Source organism: Proteiniclasticum sp., from assembly GCF_032054185.1.
In the GTDB taxonomy this organism is placed as follows: domain Bacteria; phylum Bacillota; class Clostridia; order Clostridiales; family Clostridiaceae; genus Proteiniclasticum.
Genome location: NZ_DAMBTF010000011.1, coordinates 1 through 17,142 on the forward strand (window position 1 = coordinate 1; position 17,142 = coordinate 17,142).

Here is a 17,142-nt window from a genome sequence, read left to right on the forward strand (position 1 = left end):
ATATCATACGGGGTTCTATTCTCTTTTATTTTTCCTACAATAATTTTACACTAGCGTGAATTTCAGGGGAAAATAATGTATCCTGACTCCGTCATCCTCTCATTTATAGAGTTTGGAAGAGAGGAATACCATGATTTGGAACAATCCGTTAATCTCAATGAAAACCTATAGGAAAAACACTGAAGCTGTTGTATGATGATTATATATAAACGATTTCTCAAGGAGATGATGTCATGAAGGAAAAAGAAAAACAGTTCAAAGAAGGAAAATTTGACGACGCAGAATCCCATTTCGAAGCGGAAAACATGAACAAATACGACTGTCAGGACCTGAAGGATAAGAATCTTGTCATATCCGAGTTTGAAACAGAGTATGTCGATCCCATCGACGGTGAAGTGAAGAATGTAAGAAACCATCCTGATGTGGATATCGAAGAAGTGGAAAAACGCAATCCAGACAAGCTTCTACAGGACAAGTAAGAAAGAAATTTAAAAATAGAGGTATTTCCCGAAAGTCCGGGAAATACCTCTTCTGTTTTCTTCAGATTTATAGACTTGTAATTTCCTTGAAGAGCTCCATGGCAGCGTCCCTAGGACCGCTCTTTTCTTTGCCGTGGACACCCAGCTGGGTATAGATCTCTCCAACCTTAACATTTGACTGGAAAAGCGCCTTGAAGTAGATATCCAGAAGCTTGTCCGTATCCTCGCTCTTCTGAAGAGGTCCGAACGGATTTGCAAAATAGGATTCTACAAGTCCGCTTTCTGTGGTTGTACCCTTTGCCATTCTCTTTCCGGAACGGAAGACTTCCTTCGCTTCTTCGGCATCCTTGAAATATGTGACACCTGATTCGCCTTCCTCAAGCACTCTGTAGTTGTTGGCATAAAGGAAGAGATCCACTGCGTAGCCCTTGACGATTTCCTTATATGTGGCAACCGGCATAACGAGCCTTGCATTGGTCTTATCCGGATTCATGAAGATGGATCTGTCGATTTCCTTGAAGGCATATCCCTGATCCAGATCATCCAGTCTGACGAAGGCTCCGATTTCTGTACCGAATCCCATGACTTTGCCCTGCTCCAGAGTGAAGAAGCCCATATCGTCAAAGACGATGGTCATATCGCTGATATGGTCTTCGGAAAGACTTCTCAGCGCTTCAAGGGATTCCGACTTACCGGCACCTGAATCTCCGATGATGACGACATTTGCGGATTTTCCGTTCTTCATGTTGATGTTGACCATCGCTCCATGAAGCGGAAGATTTCCTCTCTTGATCATGATGAGGTTGTGCAGAGTCAGACTCATTTTCTTCATATAGCCGAAGTAGTCGATTTCTTCACTGTATGGTACAAATCCAAGCATAATGTCATTTTTCTTGTCGTCAAAGAAAACATTGCCCACATTCGGGTCACTGCTCTTGCCGCCGAAAATATAGACGATATCAGGCTTTCTTCCGACATACTCTTCTTCTCTTGCCATCTCGAAGAGGTTGGAAAGAGAGATGCCGTGAGCCATAAGATCTCTGTGGAAATAAAGGAACGCAACCAGCTTGCCGATCTTTGCGGGATAGCAGAAGAAGTGATCCTTGTTGATGTAAGCATCATCGATGGGATTGCTCTTTGCTTCCTGGAAGATTCCGTCTCTTGTATTCTTTTTAGGATAGGAAATAAACGGGGAATCCATGACGATGGAGGAAATGAACGGTACATCGCTTAAGATTTCGTAGCCTCTTGGAATCGGCCACACGGTTTCCTGAAGGATGACACCGGCATTGACACCAGCCGGAACCTGTCTGTAGACATTCGGTTCGATGCCTGATACGTTTCTCTCGATTTTTCTGTAGAGCTCGAGAATCAGATTGGTAAATTTATTGTTGGCTTCAATGAAGCTTGTCTGGGCAAGCCCTTCGGTGCTTCTTCTGTTCTGAATGACGGAATATCTTTCCATTCTACGCCAGTACGCATAGAAATCCTCAACGACAGCAGTAAACCAGTCAGGATCCTTAAGAAGACATTCATAGTCTTTACGGATCTTGATCACTTCTTCTCCGCTGAACAGTGTGAGAAGCTTCATCACTTCCACAAGCCTGTCCGTCAGTTCACTTATGGTGATTCCTTCATACAGGGCAATGAGCTTTTTGTAATTCTGTGTATTTCTTCTGGCTATGGATTCAAGATAAGTTACCGTGACTCTTCTGAATGAGTCGGACTCTAAGATCTTCTCAATAGTATCACAATACTTCGCCGAGAAATTTATCATGGCTTTACCATTACTGAGTGAAAATTCTTTCTTCATTGGATTCTCCTTTACCGTTACAGATTTTACATTTTTTAGGGTTTATTTTTGAATGTAGTAATTTATGCTATGTTATACAGTATACATCATTTAGGATAATATTTCGTTAGTTTTAAAGTGATATCACAAAAAAAAGCTCAATTTTTACCAGACTTTCATGCTCTTTTCATCGTTCTTTAATTTGCGTGAACTAGAATGAGAGCAAATCAGAAATTAGAAAGAGGTGCAGACATTGAATCAGAAAAAAGTATTGACCAAATCATCCACCAACAGATGGCTTTTCGGTGTTCTCGGCGGATTTGCCGAGTACTTCAACATTGACCCTACACTCCTTAGAGTCGGATTCCTCCTGTTCTCGCTGCTGCCTGGTCCTTCTGTGATCATCTACATCATCTGTGCTCTGATCATGCCAAGCGCGGATAACAGGCAATAACATGACCTGTCATGGCAATATTAACCCCCGATCATCCAACCTGTTATAAAACATCCTCCCATCTGTTCATCAGATGCGAGGATGTTTTTATATGCATTTTAAATTCCGAAATATCTTTAAAACGGTTTTTAAGCGAAACTCTTAAAGATGTTTATCCGACAGTTCCCGTCAGATGGTGGCCTTGCTTCTCTTTCTTGCCAGTTCACGGACTCTTCTGATCCGGTTCTCTTCATCGAGAATGGTTCCGTCATCATCTACAGTGACATGATAGCCCTCATGGATTTCTGTTCTGAAATTACCCTGTGCTACGCTGAAGCCCTTAAGACCTGGTGCATCCAGAAGTCCTTCTCTTATGGCAAGATAGACCACTTCAGGATCGGAAAGCGGATCTTCCACATCTTTAAGCTTTGCGATTTCATTCAGAAGATATCTTACTTCCGATTTCAGATATTCAAGTCTTGCTTTAAACTTCCTGTCTTCATGAAGATTTTCAAGAAGACCTCTTTCCGCAATTTCCATGGACTTGTTCACGATCCGGACGCTCTCAAGGATTTCCTTGCTGGTTGCCCTCATGACGGCTTCCGAATAGGAAACCACATGCACGATGTCGGGCTTCAGGAACGATCCGTAGAACATGGTGGAGGCAATGAGCCCCTTGGCCTTGTCCATATCTGCAGGGTAGGCAAGAAGTCCTGTCCGCACCATTCTGATGATGCTGAAGGTATCATCCTCAAGCTCGCCCATGAGATCGATCTTCGCTTGCATCTTGGCAAGATCCATCATCGGAGAGATGGATGGGGGATTCGCCAGCATGTACTGCATGACCATATCCTTTACACCGAGGCTCTTTGCAACCTTGGCTGTGATGTAGCTGATGGCGACTTCGATGACATCAGAGCAGTACCTTAGTGCCCACTGATGACTTTCATTCATCTCCACAGGAACACCCATTTCCGCATTATATTTTATGGCTTCCATATTTTCTTTTATCGCAGTCAGCAGTTCTCTTTCCGATCTTCTGTCGAGCTGGCTGTACCACGTCAGCGGTATGGCTGCCCAGGCATTGTTCACGGTATCCTTCAGGATCTTCGAGAACGGATAGACATCCCTTGTTCCGGAGTAGCATCTCATAAGAGGAAAGTTTCCGTATCTTGTTGCTTCATACATCATTCTCAGGTGATCTTCATTTCTTATGGGCACGCCGCCTGCTCCGTCTTCTCCCTTGGGCATTTCATCCTGATGGAAGTAGTACTCCTGGCAGTTCTGGTCCGGGGCAAGGGAGATGACATCAAGAAGTCTGCTCTCTGCAAGAACCTTGATGTCCCTGTAGGTATCTTCTATGGTTTCCAGTCCGATATGATGCCTGATGACAGGGAAAGGTTTCTTCCATTCGATTCTTTCTCTTAAGGTCTGTGGAGGCATGACATCTTCCACCACACCCTTTTCAATGTTTCTTAAATAGATGATGCTCTCGGCCTTCTCTTCACTTCCGTCAAACACTTTCTTGATGTAGTCGAATTTTCTCGCCGCCTTTGCCGTCTCTACCGTACCTCCGAAAATGAAGACGATGTCTTCAAAGCCGTTTTCCTTAATGATCCCTTCCAGCTCCTTCAGGAGATAGAAGGCTCCTTCTTCAGACAGTCTGTAGCTCAGTGCCACAATATGGGGTTCAAATTCGATGATCCCACCGACCAGTTCCTTCAGCGGAACGGCTGAACCCATGTACTCCACGTTATAGCCTTCACTTCTTGCCATAACGCTGAAATTATATATACCCGCTGCATGCACACAGTTTCCTATGGATGCAACTATCATCTTTCTGTTCAAAAAATCAGCTCCTCTTTCTTTGTGTTTTCTACCAGATCTTCTGCCGTAACGCCTTTCATCAGTTTCTTGTAGTCGAAATGGAGCTTTCCGGCCGTACGGCCTAAAGCTCTGAAATCCACATCAAGCAGAGCATTGGCAAGGTTGATGACAATTTCCGTATTCTTCATCTCAAGCCCCAGATCTTTACCCATGCTTTCCAGAGGAACAAGTCCGTAAGGAATATCCTCGAAGATATACCGATACTGAAGATTTGCCGGTGCAAAGATTTCTTCATAGGAAGCATTGGACTGGATGCAGTCATAAAGACTGTCGCAGGTGATATCGTAGGAGTGCTGAAGCCATTCTTTCGCGGAGATTACGGGATGATTGAGAAGCTTTGCGACTTCCTGTCTTTCCCTGTCAATCTTCTCGATGAAGTCTGCCACAGTTCTTGAGATGCCTTCCCGGTAGTACTTGAACTTATGGGGCGATTCCACCCACCCGGTATTCAGCAGCATCGGTGCGCAATGAAGAATCATTCCTACGTTGCCGATGGAGGTTTCCACCATGCTGTCTGTAATCTTATAGAACTTGTTCAGTTCATCCGGAATTCTCGACATGATCTCCTCGATGTCCTCTCCACTGAAAGTGGATATCAGCACATCTCTCTTCAGTGCAATGATATTGACCTTAGTCTGAGACAGTTTTCTGCAGGTGTAGATGATGGTCTGAGTTTCCAGGATGCTAACACTGGAGAGATTGCCGTTTCTTATGAGTTCATCCTTGAAATCCACTGCCCCGAAAGTTCTGCCCGGATTGAGAATGACGATATGTCTGTCGGTAAGGTATGGTGCCATAAGCTTAGCCAGTTCCTTATGGGACGTGGCAGGTGTCGTCACAAAAATGACCCTTGCACATTCGACTACTTCTCTCATGACGGAGGTGACCTGTTCAAGTCTGAATTCACCCACAAGTACGCCTATTGCTTCCACTTTTTTCGCTTTGATCAGATCTGTGATGTTGTCTTCGCTTCTATTCCAAAGATACACTTTGTTTCCTAAAAAGCTCAGATGAGCGGCCATGGCCAGCCCTGAATTTCCTGCTCCGATTATTCCTACTCTCATCATTCTACCTCCTTATTAATGCTCATTATTTTGGGTCAGTCAGAATATATATTCTGATTGGTAGAGGATATCCTCTTTTTATTACACTTTTATGTGTTCATATCCGAATTGTAATCGATATAATCTAATTATACTTGATTCTCCCTTGCAATTTGCTTAAAATTCACTCAGTTTACATATTTTTATTTTTAAACTTAATTATTTAACATAAATAAAAGAAAAACGCCTCTTTCCGCCTTTTTACGGTAGGAAAGAAGCGCTACAATTTCTCGTTATTCAAGTTTCATTCATACTATGTTCACTAAATAGAAATATTCTATTCACTTAACTCAACGTGCTCGGTGACTTTGCTTCCTGTGATGAGTCTCTCCAGATAATGGACGATGATTTCTGCAGAGGTGATGTTGGTGGCTATGGGAATCTTATGTACATCACAGAGCCGAAGGAGCGCCTGAACATCAGGTTCATGAGGCTGCGCGGTCAGGGGGTCTCTGAAGAAGATGACAAACATGATCTTTCCTTCTGCGATCAGTGCACCGATCTGCTGGTCACCACCAATAGGTCCGGACTGAAGCCTGTGGATATCAAGCCCTGTCTCATCGATGAGTCTTTTCCCCGTTGTACCTGTGGCATAGAGGTTGAACTTCTGAAGCAGCTTTTTATGCTTCAGGGTAAATAAAACCAGGTCATCTTTCATGTTGTCATGGGCAATCATCGCACCATTCATAATTTTCCCTCCAAAGTGTTATTCCCCAAAAAACAGGGTATATCTAATTGAATTATATCACATAGTCCGCCCTACGAAGTAAAGGGAAACCGTTACTGAGTATTGTGTTTCTCATACAGAATTTACATTTACTTCATTTTGTGTGTGATTTTTTGATTATAATAGAGATAGAGCAATTTCAACGTATTAAGGAGGTCTATCATGACAAATGTCCCAATATGGAAACTCAATAACGGTATAGAAATACCCAGTCTCGGATTCGGTGTCTTCAAGGTCAAGGAAGGCGATGAAGTCTTCAGATCGGTTCTTGAAGCACTTGAGGCAGGCTACAGGCTGATCGATACTGCAGCCATCTACGGAAATGAAGAGGGCGTAGGTCGCGCAATCAAGGCAAGCGGACTGAAAAGAGAAGAAATCTTCCTTACAACAAAATTATGGAATACCGACCAGGGCTATGACTCGGTTTTTGAAGCTTTTGAAACAAGCCTGAAGAAACTGGATACGGATTATGTGGACCTGTATCTTATTCACTGGCCTGGCAAGGACAAGTTTGTGGAGTCTTACAAGGCTCTGGAGAAGCTCTACAGTGATAAGAAAGTCAGAGCCATCGGAGTATGCAATTTCCACATCCATCATCTTGAAGAGCTCATGGCGGAGACAGAAATCGTTCCTGCCATGAATCAGATCGAGCTTCATCCTCTCATGAACCAGAGGGATATCCTGGACTTCTGCAAAGATAAGGGCATTCAGGTGGAAGCCTGGGGACCTCTTATGCAGGGTAAGGGAGATCTGGAAGCAGAGCTTTTCGTGAGCCTCGGCAATAAATACGGCAAGTCTCCTGCACAGATCATTCTGAGATGGCATCATCAGAACGGCGTCCTTGCGATTCCGAAGTCGGTAACCCCATCCAGAATTAAAGAAAACATCGATATCTTCGACTTTGAACTCACAGAAGAGGACATGAAGAAGATCGATGCCCATAACGAAAACAGAAGACTGAGCGCAGACCCTGATACGTTCATGAACGGTTTTGAATAGACATCACCGTATCTGAAAAATTAAAGTGGCTGGTCATTCAAAAAGAAGGTGCACCCATAACGGGCTGCACCTTCTTCTGCTTCAGATCATCATTTTAGGCGATGGTTTCCATGTAGAACTTCTTGATTTCTTCCTTCAGCTGATCCTTGGCTAGGCGATAAGCTTCTTCGCCCTTCCCTTTAGGATTTTCGATGAAGTCCCATTCAATGACCTTGTCTGCAAATACCAGAGGACATCCTCCCTCATCACAGCCGACAACCACTGCGTAGTTCATGTCGAAGTCCAGATCGAAAAGAGTTTTCAGCGTAAGATCATCCGTTTTAATTCCATCTTCTGCCAGAACCTTCTTCGCCATCTCGTCCTTTTCTTCCTCGATACTTCCTGCAGCCACAATCTCAGCGTCCTTGAAATATTCCCTTGCAATGGATGCTGCAAGCTGTGCACGAGTGCTGCTGCCGTTACAAACAAAAGCCATCTTCATCATGTATCTCTCCTCAAATTCTTATATTTTTACGATGGTTAGATTTTATCATATTTAGCGGTTCTACTCCATAGGAGTGTATTCATCTGTGTCAAACATCATTTCTTCGTCATCATAGAATTCAAGATAGGAGTGCTTTTCGCCTTTCTTGTCTCTCCATCCTACAACTGAATCCATCTGGATATTCTCCTGAGATCTGAAGATGCATTTATCCACATCTTTATTCTGGGTCTTCAGATTCTTGATCATTTCACGCACTTCATATCTCTTGTTCCCGATCTTCTTCGCAGACACCATGCAGGCACAGTTCAGTGGCCAGATTCCTGCTCCCTGAATCCAGTTCTTGATGTTGTCTTCCTCCACAAGATAAAGAGGTCTTATGATCTCCATGTTCTCGAAGTTCTGGGCTTTGAGCTTCGGAAGCATGGATTTGAAGGTTCCTCCGTAGATGACGTTAAGCATCACAGTCTCTATAACATCATTGAAGTGATGTCCTAAAGCAAGCTTGTTGCAGCCAAGGCTTTGAGCAAACTCGTAGAGAGAGCCTCTTCTCATCCTTGCACACATGTAGCAGGGATAATCCTTTGCGATTTTATCGATGACATTGAAGATGCCCGATTCATAGATCTTCACCGGAATCTCCAGGAATGCGCAGTTCTCTTCAAGAAGTTTTCTGATTTCCTTGTGGTAACCGGGATCCATGGCGATGAATTCCACTTCAAAGCTGTTCTTCTTATGCTTTTTCAGCTCCTGGAAAAGTTTGGCGAGAATCAGACTGTCCTTACCTCCTGATATAGCCACAGCAATTTTGTCGCCATCTTTGATCAGCTCATAATCGTTGATGGCCTTTATGAATTTACCCCATATATTTCTCTTGTATGTTGTGGTCAGGCTTCTTTCCACTTCCTCCAGTGTTTTTCTTTCACTGAAAGGTACGAGGATTTCACATCCTTCTCCTGCAATACTCATCTATATACACCTCTTTATTTTACTGATAACAGTTTTCATTTATTACATTTAATACAATTTTAGATTATAGCATAAAAATGTTCAGCCTTATAGCATTTGAATGAAAATCCTCCAGGGTGAAAACTTGCGGCAAAAGGCGATCTTTTCAAAAATCTCGTTAAAGTTCCATTAAAAATATGCATTTGTTAAATGATAGATTTATAATGAAATCAGATATTAATGTAGGAGGAATGTAATTATGGTTATTACAACAACCAATGCTGTAGAAGGAAAAAAAGTCATCGCCTATAAGGGAATTGTGTTCGGGGAAGTCATCTCGGGAATCAACTTCATCAAGGACTTCACAGCGGGAATCTCAGATTTCTTCGGCGGCAGAAGCAAGACTTACGAGAGTGAGCTCATCGAGGCAAGAATCAACGCCTTAAGAGAACTGGAAGAAAGAGCCTACGGCCTGGGTGCCAATGCAGTCATCGGCGTAAAGATCGATTATGAGACACTGGGTCAGAATAACGGAATGCTTATGGTCACCGCATCAGGAACAGCAGTCGTCGTCGAATAAAGACATCGGTTAATATTCTTCATTAATAAGGCTATGCTGAAAAGACAGAGGCACATGGATTGATTTCCATGTGCCTCTGTCTTTTCTAAGTCTATAGGATTCTTTCGGCCCGCTGCCCTATTTCCCTCATCCTTAAGCCTAGTATCCTAATGTGAGATCCACCTCATTGAGGAGTTCCTCTTTATTTTGAAAGCGCCTGATGTTTTCTGCGATGAGTTTAAGTGAGCGCTCATTGGAACCATCGCTGAATCCGCCCATGTGGGGTGTAAGGATCACATTATCCAGATCCCACAGTGGGCTTTCTTCAGGAAGAGGTTCTCTTGAAAACACATCAAGTCCAGCTCCACGGATTCTTCCTTCCTGAAGCGCAAGAATCAGCTCTTTTTCATCCACTAATGGCCCCCTTGCAAGATTCACGAGCACGGCATCCTTTTTCATTAAGGCCAGCTCCTCTTTTCCAATGAGTCCTCTTGTATCCTTTGTCAGAGGCGCAAGAATGACCACATAATCAGCTGATTTCATAGCCTCCCTAAGATCTTCAAGGGGAAGGACCTTATCAAAATATGGAAGCTCTTCAACCGTTCTTTTCAGTCCGATGACCTTCATATCAAAAGCATTGGCCTTCCTGGCCAGTACTTTTCCGATGCTTCCAGCTCCGACAATGAGCATTTCCTTGTCTGTGAGCTCACTCAGGGAGAAATCCACTGACCACTTCTTCTCTTTCTGCTCACGTATGCTTGGAATAAGCCCTCTTGAAAAAGCCAGGATCATGCCCATAATATGATCTGTCATCTGAGGCGCATGAACGCCGCTTGAATTGGTGAGAAGAATGTCTCTTTTCCTGATTTCCTCCAAAGGGTAGGTATTCACTCCGGCGCTGAACGCCTGAACCCATTTCAGGTTCTTCATGAGTGCAAGCTCTTCTGCCTTGAATCTCCATGGCGGAATGATGGCTTCTACCTCATCTAAAATATCCACATGGTCTTTGATGTTGTCCACATCTTTAATGTCTGCACCTGTGAGTTCCCGAAGCCTGTCCGCTTCTTCTCTGCTCAGGATCTCAACTGGCATACAGTTTAATATCATATATTTCACCTCTGTCTGTTATTATGCTTTCTACCATTTTAACATAACGAAAGAGAAACCTTCGTTCATCTTTTCAAGATTGACCATTTCTTCATAATCTTAACAATTGTCTATACGCTTTTGATATAATCAGTATAATGAACAAAACTGAAGGGGATGAAAGCAGTGAACGAAAAAACTTCCGCATACCTGGCCGCTGTGTCCATGGCAGTGATCATAGGTTTTTCTTTTCTTGCAAACAAGGTCACGCTGACGACCGCGTCCCCATGGGCAGTGCTTGCCCACAGATTCACCTTTTCTTTTCTTGCCCTCATCATCCTTAAAATGTTCGGATTCTTTAAATTCAGACTGAAGAAAGAGGAGATTCTCTCGATTCTCCCCTTATCGCTCTTCTACCCTCTGCTGTTTTTCTCTCTCCAGATTCTCGGACTTCAGAAAGTGTTTTCTTCCGAGGCTGCAATCATTCAGGCGACAACGCCTCTTCTGACCATGCTCCTTGCCGCAGTCATCCTGAAGGAGAAAACAAAATCCATGCAGAAGATCTTCATGCTGATTTCCCTATCAGGCGTCATCTATATCTCGGTCATGAAAGGCACGGACCTCTCCAGAGGAAGCCTTGCAGGATATGTTCTTCTTCTCCTGTCCAGTCTGTCCTCAGCAGCAAATATCGTGCTCATCAGGAAGAAGATAAGAGACCACAGCTTTCTCAAGCTCACCTCAGTGGCCATCACTGCAGGTTTCATCATTTTCAGCACCATCAATGTGATCATGCATCTTGCAGAAGGAAGAATAAATGATTATTTTACGCCTCTTATGACCCCTTCCTTTCTTATTGGCGTCATGTTTCTGGGTATCCTGTCGACACTTGGTACTTCTCTTCTTTCAAACTTTGCCCTGACAAGGCTGGAAGCTTCAAGGATGAGCATCTTCAATCACCTTGGCACGGTAATCTCCATTCTCGCGGGAGTTCTGATTCTAAAAGAGACTCTTGAAGGATTTAAGATCATCGGAGCCGTGCTCATCATCATCGGTGTCATCGGTACCAACTACTTTGCGAAGGCTCATCATAAAGCAGCCCAACAGCCACATGTCTAGAACAAGCAATCCTTTGCCTGAAGTATTCAATATGATCTATACGAATATAGTCCCATCAGGCAGAAAACTGCTCTGATGGGACTATTATTTTATCGGATGATTATATTTTGCACCAGGTAAGTCCTTTCTTTCAGTGCTCATTTTCTTCTGAAGGTTGTGTATCTCACAACATCACAGTAGATCAGATCAAGCTCCATGATTTCCGCAATCTTTTCCATGGTTTTTCTGGTATAGAAAGCGATGTGGGACCTGTCTCTCATATAGTGCCATTTCCTGAACTCATCCATATCTCTTGGATGAAACTGAGTCTGAATGGCCAGAATGCCATCATCTTTCAGTATATTTTTCAGTATTTCAAACTGAACCAGCGGTTCGGCCAGGTGTTCCACCACTTCTACGGAGGTCACAACATCATAGGTTTTCCCCTCATAAATCTTCAGAGGTGCATAGAACAGATCATAGATGTCCACCTTGAATCCGTAGTCTCTTTCCATGACCATCGATAGGACGGGCGTGGGACCGCTGCCGAAATCCAGCACCTTATTCTCTCCATTTTTGAACGGAAGTACTGCATGATCAAGGAAGCGCTTGAGATAGGATACATACCCCTCATTCTCAATGGAGTTCTCATGGGTTTCATAGATTTCAAATTCCGCTTCCTCTGAAACCAGGTCTCCTTCATCCTTGTAGATGAACTCGCAGCTCGGGCAGCTGTGATAGGTGACCCTGAAAATATCCTGAACAAAACTTTCCGTCTCCGCATTGCAGATTTTACATGTATTCATCCGGCTGACCCCCTCCATCGTCGACTCGTATCATTCTACTGAATGATATTTTCAGATTATAACATGAAATATTGAGTTTTCATTTCGGATCAGTCCACAGAATCTGCCTATCTCTGCGGACACCCGGATTATTCAGGTTCACAAAAAATATAAAAAGAAGACTGAATGAGCTCATAAACTCCGTATCACAGGGTTTAAGCATATGCTTCAGTCTTCTTTTTCATGATCTTTTCTATTTGCCTAAGTAGGTGTCCACGATACTCTGAAAATCAGATTCAAAATCCTCATCATCTCTCAGTTTCATTTCACCATAGTAGCCGAATCCTTCTACATCCATGGTCACTGTTTTTGCCTTTTCATTGACAAGGGAGACCCAGTGATCTGGGAAGAGGTACTGACCATCATTTGTGATTTCAATCTGAGATGTGAAAGGATAGAGAACGCTCAGTCTGCTTTCACGTGCTGTTGACCCTTCCACTTCTTCACCCTCTTGAGGAATATAGACTTCTCCTTCATTTTCATGAAGTGCCAGAATATACTGTCTGCCTGAACTGAGCTTCTCTACGCTGCTGGCAAGTGAAGTATAGGTATAGAGATCATTTTCAATAACAAGAGTCTCACCTTCTGTAATGGACCCATCGGAGTGATAGAGCTTGTCCACCATGACTTCATAGATGACGGATTGCCTTGTATCCTTAAGATCATCTTCTTCTCCTTCACCGGCTTTTATGACATACTGATACTCTTTGAATCTGACCGCTGTGACAGTTGCCTTTATAACAGCACTGCCTTCGCTGAGAATATCTTCTGTAAATGCGGCAATCTTACCTGTCATCCCATCGGTTTCTTCCGGTACGTTGACCTCTGAAATCTCAGCAAAGTCAAGACTGCTGTATAGGACAGCTGTATCTTCAGGCTTTTCGACAACTGCAGGTGGTGTTTCACCTTCTGCTATTGGACTTTTAGCGTCTCCTGTTCCCAGCATCTTAAATAGGGCAAAAGACGTTACGAGCAGCACCGCTGATGCCGCGACATACCTTGCTGTTCTGCGATCATATCTGCTGTTTTTTCCACTTCCGTTTTCCATCATTGTCCGCTCCTTCTGCATAAGCTTTCTCACTTTTTCTTTATGTTCTTCATTTCCATCGATTTTTTCAAATAATGACCTGTACTTCTCTTCAAACATTTTCTGCCTCCATTCCCATATATCCTTTCAGGAGTCTTCGTGCTCTTGTGAGATGCATTTTGACTGTGGACTCCTTAAGATCCATGAGCCTCGCGATGTCCAGGATCTTAAGATCTTCATAATAGAATAGATGGATGACCGTCCGATACTTCTTAGGGAGTTTATCAAGGTATTCATCCAGAATTTTCTCATCATCTGTCATACCGAGGGTGTTTTCGATATATGATGCACTCTTCCGTTTAGAGAAATCGGCAAAGAGATTGTTGCTGCAGTTGATGGTGACTCTTAAAAACCAGGCTTTTTCATGCACCTCATTTTCAAAGTCGGGGATCTTCCTGATGTACCTTAAGAATACTTCCTGAAGAACATCTTCCGCATCGTAACTGTTTCTGGTTCTTGCGTACGCCAGTTTATAGACCATATTGTAGTATTTATCGATGATCTCATCGATTTTCGAATCAGTACCCTTGGAATTCTGCATCTCTTCCCTCCTCCCTGTATAAGTAATACCCTGTGCCCTTCTAAAAAGACACAGGGATTGAATAAATATTTTTCTTTTCTGAAGCAATCTTCATGGAAACAGTAAATGCTGATCTCTCATTTAACTGAAATGCACTTTACAATGAGAAAGGGATAAGCTTTATTTCAAAATAGCCTAATAACAACAAAAATAGTACGCTGAAAACCATATTCAAACTAATGAATGTGTATATTAAAATCTTTTTATTTGTAAAACGCATTTTTAGATTACTAAAAATACTGGTGTGTAAAAATATGGACAAAAAAAAGAACATAAATCCTAACCATGATGCCCTGTTAGTCATCAATCCTGATATTAATATCCATTGAATTAACGAATAAATAACAACTTCGATGAAACTGTCTAGAATATCATTTTTAGATTTCATTCTTCAACTCCTGAAATTCTTTTAAATTAATCTTATCATAGATACTGACATTAAACCCCCGAACTTCTTCGGGATTCTAATCCTATTCTCAAAAAATTATTTACTGGAAATATACGTTAGAAGATTCACTGCTCAATTGTTGGTATATCTTCAAAGCACCATACTCTATATATGCTCTTATTTGGTTTATTAAGAGGTCTTAATCATCAGAAAAGGGGAACCCCTCTAATTGAATTACAATCCCCTTCAGGACCATGCACTGATATAAAGGCTCTGTATGAGAATAGTGTTGAAAATAAGCCATCAAATAAGGGATTAAATTTGAATCACTTTTTTGATGCTTCAATTGATTTATATAATATTATTTAATGATGTTTTTTCCAAATTGTTAATACAAAGAAAGTTCAACAAATAAACTTGTTACTTAAAATCAGACAACTCCAGTTGTAGTTTATCATTTAATTCTGTATTTACCCATTCTTTTGCTTCCGTAATATCAATCCTGTTAGAAGTGGCTGAGTCGCTTCCATCTGGATTATTACTGTAAATTACTTCAATCTCTTGAGAATAATCACTCTGAGAGATAGGAACATCAAACCAAATAATTTCACCATTATTGAAAGAACCATCTTCCTTGTAAGTGGAGAAATCACTGAAAGGTAACTCTTCCATATAAACCCTAATACTTACATATCGAATATTGTCAATCTCGCCAATTTCGACTGAAATTCCTTCACCATGTTTTTCAGCAGTCTTTTCTTTATTAGTGCATCCAAATAGCAATAATACGGCTAATAACATTACAATAATTTTTTTCACTAATACACCTCCTACATAATAATTTTGTTGGCTGAACCAGTGCTTATATATAAACTTGCCCCCTTCCTTTAAAATCTTTGATTCTGTGTATCGCTCATTCTTCCTTTACAAGTCAATTCAGTGATGATATTTCCCACTCTGTCTTTTGCACAGACAACACAAACAAGCTCAGAAGATATTCCTCGCTTCCTTTTGACTTTAGAGCTGTTTTTACCCTTTAGCCCACGCTTTCGGGATGTGCGTGGCATCTTTAACACCTTGCTCTTCTTATGATTTTCCATGAAAGATTCTCTGAAAAAGAGCTCATCTACTTCTACGACTCCACCTACGCTGCCTACACCCATAAAAGCACGAAGTGCATCCAGTATCTTATGTCTCCAGAAGAAGCAGTGATAGGATTGATTCCTACTTCATCTGCTGTCTGGCGGATGGAATATCCATTAATTATGCACTTTGCGAAATGCAACCATATATCTACATCATACCTGCTGTTATGCTTTGGGGACAAGGTAAATCCGTAAATGTTCCTGCAGGACTTGCAGATGTATCTTTGTTTGTTTTTGTATTTCCCTACCTGGAAACTTCTTCATGAGAACAATGCGGACAGACTTTCCCCTTGGAGAATCTGGACTCCTTGATATTGTTAGTGATTTCCTTTGAAACTGCACCAAAAGTAATTACTTCTTCCAGATAACTTAGTATCTCTTCTTTTTGTGCATAACCTAAAGAATGTATATCTTTCTTTATAGATTGAATGGTTGGCATAAGGATACCTTCGTACATGTTTATATACTTATATTATATTAAATTTTGCGATAGTATTCCATTTGCAGCACAGATTTCATACAGAGTCAATATAAAAAGACGTTCAGAAACGAAACCCGTTTCTTCATCAGTCCATAGGACATGTGACCTTTCTGCGTGTCTGATAATAGAATTGTATCTCCTCCTTCAGGGAGAAGATAGACTCTTGCTCATCATGATCTGAAATTTCATCCGAATTCCGATGAAGATCCTGATACTTCTCCTGAATGATCTGATCGTTAGTTTTCTTGATGATACAGGAGATTTTAGACATATTATCCTGTATAATAAAAAGTATATATACTATGTTAGATTTTTAAATTCAAAGCATATGGAAAAGAATAAAAAAACATCGAAATGAGGTTGAAGAAAATCATGAAAAAACCGCTGATCATAATTTCATCCATGACATTAATCCTGTTTGCAGCTGTACTGATGCTGATTTCCACATCCTCCGGGAAGGGTGCAGAAGAAACTGCTCTTAATCACTTTTACTCCGGTCAGGGCGATTCATGGCTTGCAACCTATTCCGTAACTAGGGCAAACTCGTCCATATACAGCACCCTGACTATTCAGTATCTGTTTGATCAAGACGAAATGCAAAATGAAGCAGAAAAAATCGGCCCCATAGAATATCAGCTGAAGTTAAGCGATATGAAGATTGAGAGCTCGTTCCCTCAGGAACTTCGGAGCTTAGGCAGTCTTCACATTGTAAGCAGAATGAACGCCGATTTCTTTAGTCCCACATCCGGTGATTCCGCTGAACTTACAGTCAGCTGGCAGGGCAAAACCGAAAAACTGCAGCTCGAAGCCATAAACTGACTCAATAGAATCAATTCACCTCTTTTAAAGAGATTCATTTGAATCTCTTTTTGTTTTTCCATAACTTATGGCGCCAAGCCCTTATCAGCATTTTCAGAAACTGTTCCTACGGTGTAATCTCTGATTCAGTCCAGATTAACGAACAGTAAGGTCTGTTATTTTTTATCAATCGTTGACAAGGTAAAACGGGAGGAGTAGTATTATCATA

The 17,142-nt window shown here is 41.9% G+C and carries 18 protein-coding genes; 6 read left to right on the forward strand and 12 right to left on the reverse strand.

Going from position 1 to position 17,142, the window contains the following annotated elements; genetic code table 11:
• The first annotated feature begins 233 nt into the window (after positions 1-233).
• Entirely contained in the window at positions 234-479 is a 246-nt protein-coding gene (locus RTX25_RS07755) for a hypothetical protein (RefSeq protein ID WP_312652430.1), read from the forward strand.
• Positions 480-546: 67 nt separating this feature from the next.
• On the opposite strand, the gene RTX25_RS07760 is transcribed toward RTX25_RS07755, so the two are convergent.
• A complete protein-coding gene (locus tag RTX25_RS07760) occupies positions 547-2,292 on the reverse strand; it encodes a phosphoenolpyruvate carboxykinase (RefSeq protein ID WP_312652431.1) in 1,746 nt (581 codons plus the stop codon).
• Positions 2,293-2,524: 232 nt separating this feature from the next.
• Here RTX25_RS07760 and RTX25_RS07765 point away from each other — a divergent pair, with 232 nt between their 5' ends.
• Positions 2,525-2,725 carry a PspC domain-containing protein gene (locus RTX25_RS07765; RefSeq protein ID WP_312652433.1) on the forward strand — a complete coding sequence of 67 codons (201 nt, stop codon included), beginning with the start codon at positions 2,525-2,527 and terminating at the stop codon, positions 2,723-2,725.
• Positions 2,726-2,893: 168 nt separating this feature from the next.
• Here the strand turns inward: RTX25_RS07765 and RTX25_RS07770 are convergent, their stop codons facing one another.
• The 3 genes from RTX25_RS07770 to mgsA form a co-directional block, all read right to left on the reverse strand.
• Positions 2,894-4,552 (reverse strand): cobalamin-dependent protein, encoded by a 1,659-nt coding sequence (locus tag RTX25_RS07770; RefSeq protein WP_312652435.1) that lies wholly within the window; start codon positions 4,550-4,552, stop codon positions 2,894-2,896.
• Positions 4,549-5,655 carry an NAD/NADP octopine/nopaline dehydrogenase family protein gene (locus RTX25_RS07775; RefSeq protein WP_312652437.1) on the reverse strand — a complete coding sequence of 369 codons (1,107 nt, stop codon included), beginning with the start codon at positions 5,653-5,655 and terminating at the stop codon, positions 4,549-4,551. The genes RTX25_RS07770 and RTX25_RS07775 overlap by 4 nt, the downstream gene beginning before the upstream one ends.
• Before the next feature lie 316 nt (positions 5,656-5,971).
• A complete protein-coding gene (gene mgsA / locus RTX25_RS07780) occupies positions 5,972-6,382 on the reverse strand; it encodes a methylglyoxal synthase (protein ID WP_312652439.1) in 411 nt (136 codons plus the stop codon).
• A 201-nt stretch (positions 6,383-6,583) separates the two neighbouring features.
• Between mgsA and RTX25_RS07785 the strand changes: the two genes are divergently transcribed.
• Positions 6,584-7,420 (forward strand): aldo/keto reductase, encoded by an 837-nt coding sequence (locus RTX25_RS07785; protein WP_312652441.1) that lies wholly within the window; start codon positions 6,584-6,586, stop codon positions 7,418-7,420.
• Between the two features lie 94 nt (positions 7,421-7,514).
• On the opposite strand, the gene RTX25_RS07790 is transcribed toward RTX25_RS07785, so the two are convergent.
• Both RTX25_RS07790 and RTX25_RS07795 read right to left on the reverse strand, forming a co-directional pair.
• Complete coding sequence (locus RTX25_RS07790) at positions 7,515-7,904, reverse strand: hypothetical protein (RefSeq protein ID WP_312652443.1); 390 nt, start codon at positions 7,902-7,904, stop codon at positions 7,515-7,517.
• A 60-nt stretch (positions 7,905-7,964) separates the two neighbouring features.
• The gene (locus tag RTX25_RS07795; protein WP_312652445.1) at positions 7,965-8,870 is read right to left on the reverse strand and encodes an ATP-binding protein; all 906 of its coding nucleotides are present in this window, start codon (positions 8,868-8,870) and stop codon (positions 7,965-7,967) included.
• A gap of 238 nt (positions 8,871-9,108) precedes the next feature.
• Between RTX25_RS07795 and RTX25_RS07800 the strand changes: the two genes are divergently transcribed.
• Positions 9,109-9,429: a heavy metal-binding domain-containing protein gene (locus RTX25_RS07800; protein ID WP_312652447.1), complete on the forward strand. Its 321-nt coding sequence runs from the start codon at positions 9,109-9,111 to the stop codon at positions 9,427-9,429.
• A 138-nt stretch (positions 9,430-9,567) separates the two neighbouring features.
• Here RTX25_RS07800 and RTX25_RS07805 read toward each other — a convergent pair whose 3' ends face one another.
• The gene (locus RTX25_RS07805) at positions 9,568-10,515 is read right to left on the reverse strand and encodes a D-2-hydroxyacid dehydrogenase (protein ID WP_312652449.1); all 948 of its coding nucleotides are present in this window, start codon (positions 10,513-10,515) and stop codon (positions 9,568-9,570) included.
• Between the two features lie 165 nt (positions 10,516-10,680).
• On the opposite strand from RTX25_RS07805, the gene RTX25_RS07810 reads away from it, so the two are divergent.
• The gene (locus tag RTX25_RS07810) at positions 10,681-11,610 is read left to right on the forward strand and encodes a DMT family transporter (RefSeq protein WP_312652451.1); all 930 of its coding nucleotides are present in this window, start codon (positions 10,681-10,683) and stop codon (positions 11,608-11,610) included.
• Between the two features lie 137 nt (positions 11,611-11,747).
• On the opposite strand, the gene RTX25_RS07815 is transcribed toward RTX25_RS07810, so the two are convergent.
• From RTX25_RS07815 to RTX25_RS07835, 5 genes are all read right to left on the reverse strand, one after another.
• Positions 11,748-12,395 (reverse strand): class I SAM-dependent methyltransferase, encoded by a 648-nt coding sequence (locus tag RTX25_RS07815; protein ID WP_312652453.1) that lies wholly within the window; start codon positions 12,393-12,395, stop codon positions 11,748-11,750.
• 232 nt (positions 12,396-12,627) lie between these two features.
• Complete coding sequence (locus RTX25_RS07820; RefSeq protein ID WP_312652455.1) at positions 12,628-13,581, reverse strand: hypothetical protein; 954 nt, start codon at positions 13,579-13,581, stop codon at positions 12,628-12,630.
• The gene (locus tag RTX25_RS07825; protein ID WP_312652457.1) at positions 13,574-14,062 is read right to left on the reverse strand and encodes an RNA polymerase sigma factor; all 489 of its coding nucleotides are present in this window, start codon (positions 14,060-14,062) and stop codon (positions 13,574-13,576) included. Before RTX25_RS07825 ends, RTX25_RS07820 begins: the two co-directional genes overlap by 8 nt.
• 847 nt (positions 14,063-14,909) lie before the next feature.
• A complete protein-coding gene (locus RTX25_RS07830; RefSeq protein WP_312652459.1) occupies positions 14,910-15,308 on the reverse strand; it encodes a hypothetical protein in 399 nt (132 codons plus the stop codon).
• Between the two features lie 570 nt (positions 15,309-15,878).
• Positions 15,879-16,073 carry a hypothetical protein gene (locus RTX25_RS07835; protein WP_312652461.1) on the reverse strand — a complete coding sequence of 65 codons (195 nt, stop codon included), beginning with the start codon at positions 16,071-16,073 and terminating at the stop codon, positions 15,879-15,881.
• A 414-nt stretch (positions 16,074-16,487) separates the two neighbouring features.
• Here RTX25_RS07835 and RTX25_RS07840 point away from each other — a divergent pair, with 414 nt between their 5' ends.
• Positions 16,488-16,934 carry a hypothetical protein gene (locus tag RTX25_RS07840; protein WP_312652462.1) on the forward strand — a complete coding sequence of 149 codons (447 nt, stop codon included), beginning with the start codon at positions 16,488-16,490 and terminating at the stop codon, positions 16,932-16,934.
• Positions 16,935-17,142 lie beyond the last annotated feature (208 nt).

Bases quoted from the DNA above. Each gene is read 5' to 3' on its own strand.
- RTX25_RS07755 (WP_312652430.1), top strand. From the start codon at position 234: ATGAAGGAAAAAGAAAAACAGTTCAAAGAAGGAAAATTTGACGACGCA.
- RTX25_RS07760 (WP_312652431.1), bottom strand. From the start codon at position 2,292: ATGAAGAAAGAATTTTCACTCAGTAATGGTAAAGCCATGATAAATTTC.
- RTX25_RS07775 (WP_312652437.1), bottom strand. From the start codon at position 5,655: ATGAGAGTAGGAATAATCGGAGCAGGAAATTCAGGGCTGGCCATGGCC.
- mgsA (WP_312652439.1), bottom strand. From the start codon at position 6,382: ATGAATGGTGCGATGATTGCCCATGACAACATGAAAGATGACCTGGTT.
- RTX25_RS07785 (WP_312652441.1), top strand. From the start codon at position 6,584: ATGACAAATGTCCCAATATGGAAACTCAATAACGGTATAGAAATACCC.
- RTX25_RS07790 (WP_312652443.1), bottom strand. From the start codon at position 7,904: ATGATGAAGATGGCTTTTGTTTGTAACGGCAGCAGCACTCGTGCACAG.
- RTX25_RS07795 (WP_312652445.1), bottom strand. From the start codon at position 8,870: ATGAGTATTGCAGGAGAAGGATGTGAAATCCTCGTACCTTTCAGTGAA.
- RTX25_RS07800 (WP_312652447.1), top strand. From the start codon at position 9,109: ATGGTTATTACAACAACCAATGCTGTAGAAGGAAAAAAAGTCATCGCC.
- RTX25_RS07805 (WP_312652449.1), bottom strand. From the start codon at position 10,515: ATGATATTAAACTGTATGCCAGTTGAGATCCTGAGCAGAGAAGAAGCG.
- RTX25_RS07815 (WP_312652453.1), bottom strand. From the start codon at position 12,395: ATGAATACATGTAAAATCTGCAATGCGGAGACGGAAAGTTTTGTTCAG.
- RTX25_RS07820 (WP_312652455.1), bottom strand. From the start codon at position 13,581: ATGTTTGAAGAGAAGTACAGGTCATTATTTGAAAAAATCGATGGAAAT.
- RTX25_RS07825 (WP_312652457.1), bottom strand. From the start codon at position 14,062: ATGCAGAATTCCAAGGGTACTGATTCGAAAATCGATGAGATCATCGAT.
- RTX25_RS07835 (WP_312652461.1), bottom strand. From the start codon at position 16,073: ATGCCAACCATTCAATCTATAAAGAAAGATATACATTCTTTAGGTTAT.
- RTX25_RS07840 (WP_312652462.1), top strand. From the start codon at position 16,488: ATGAAAAAACCGCTGATCATAATTTCATCCATGACATTAATCCTGTTT.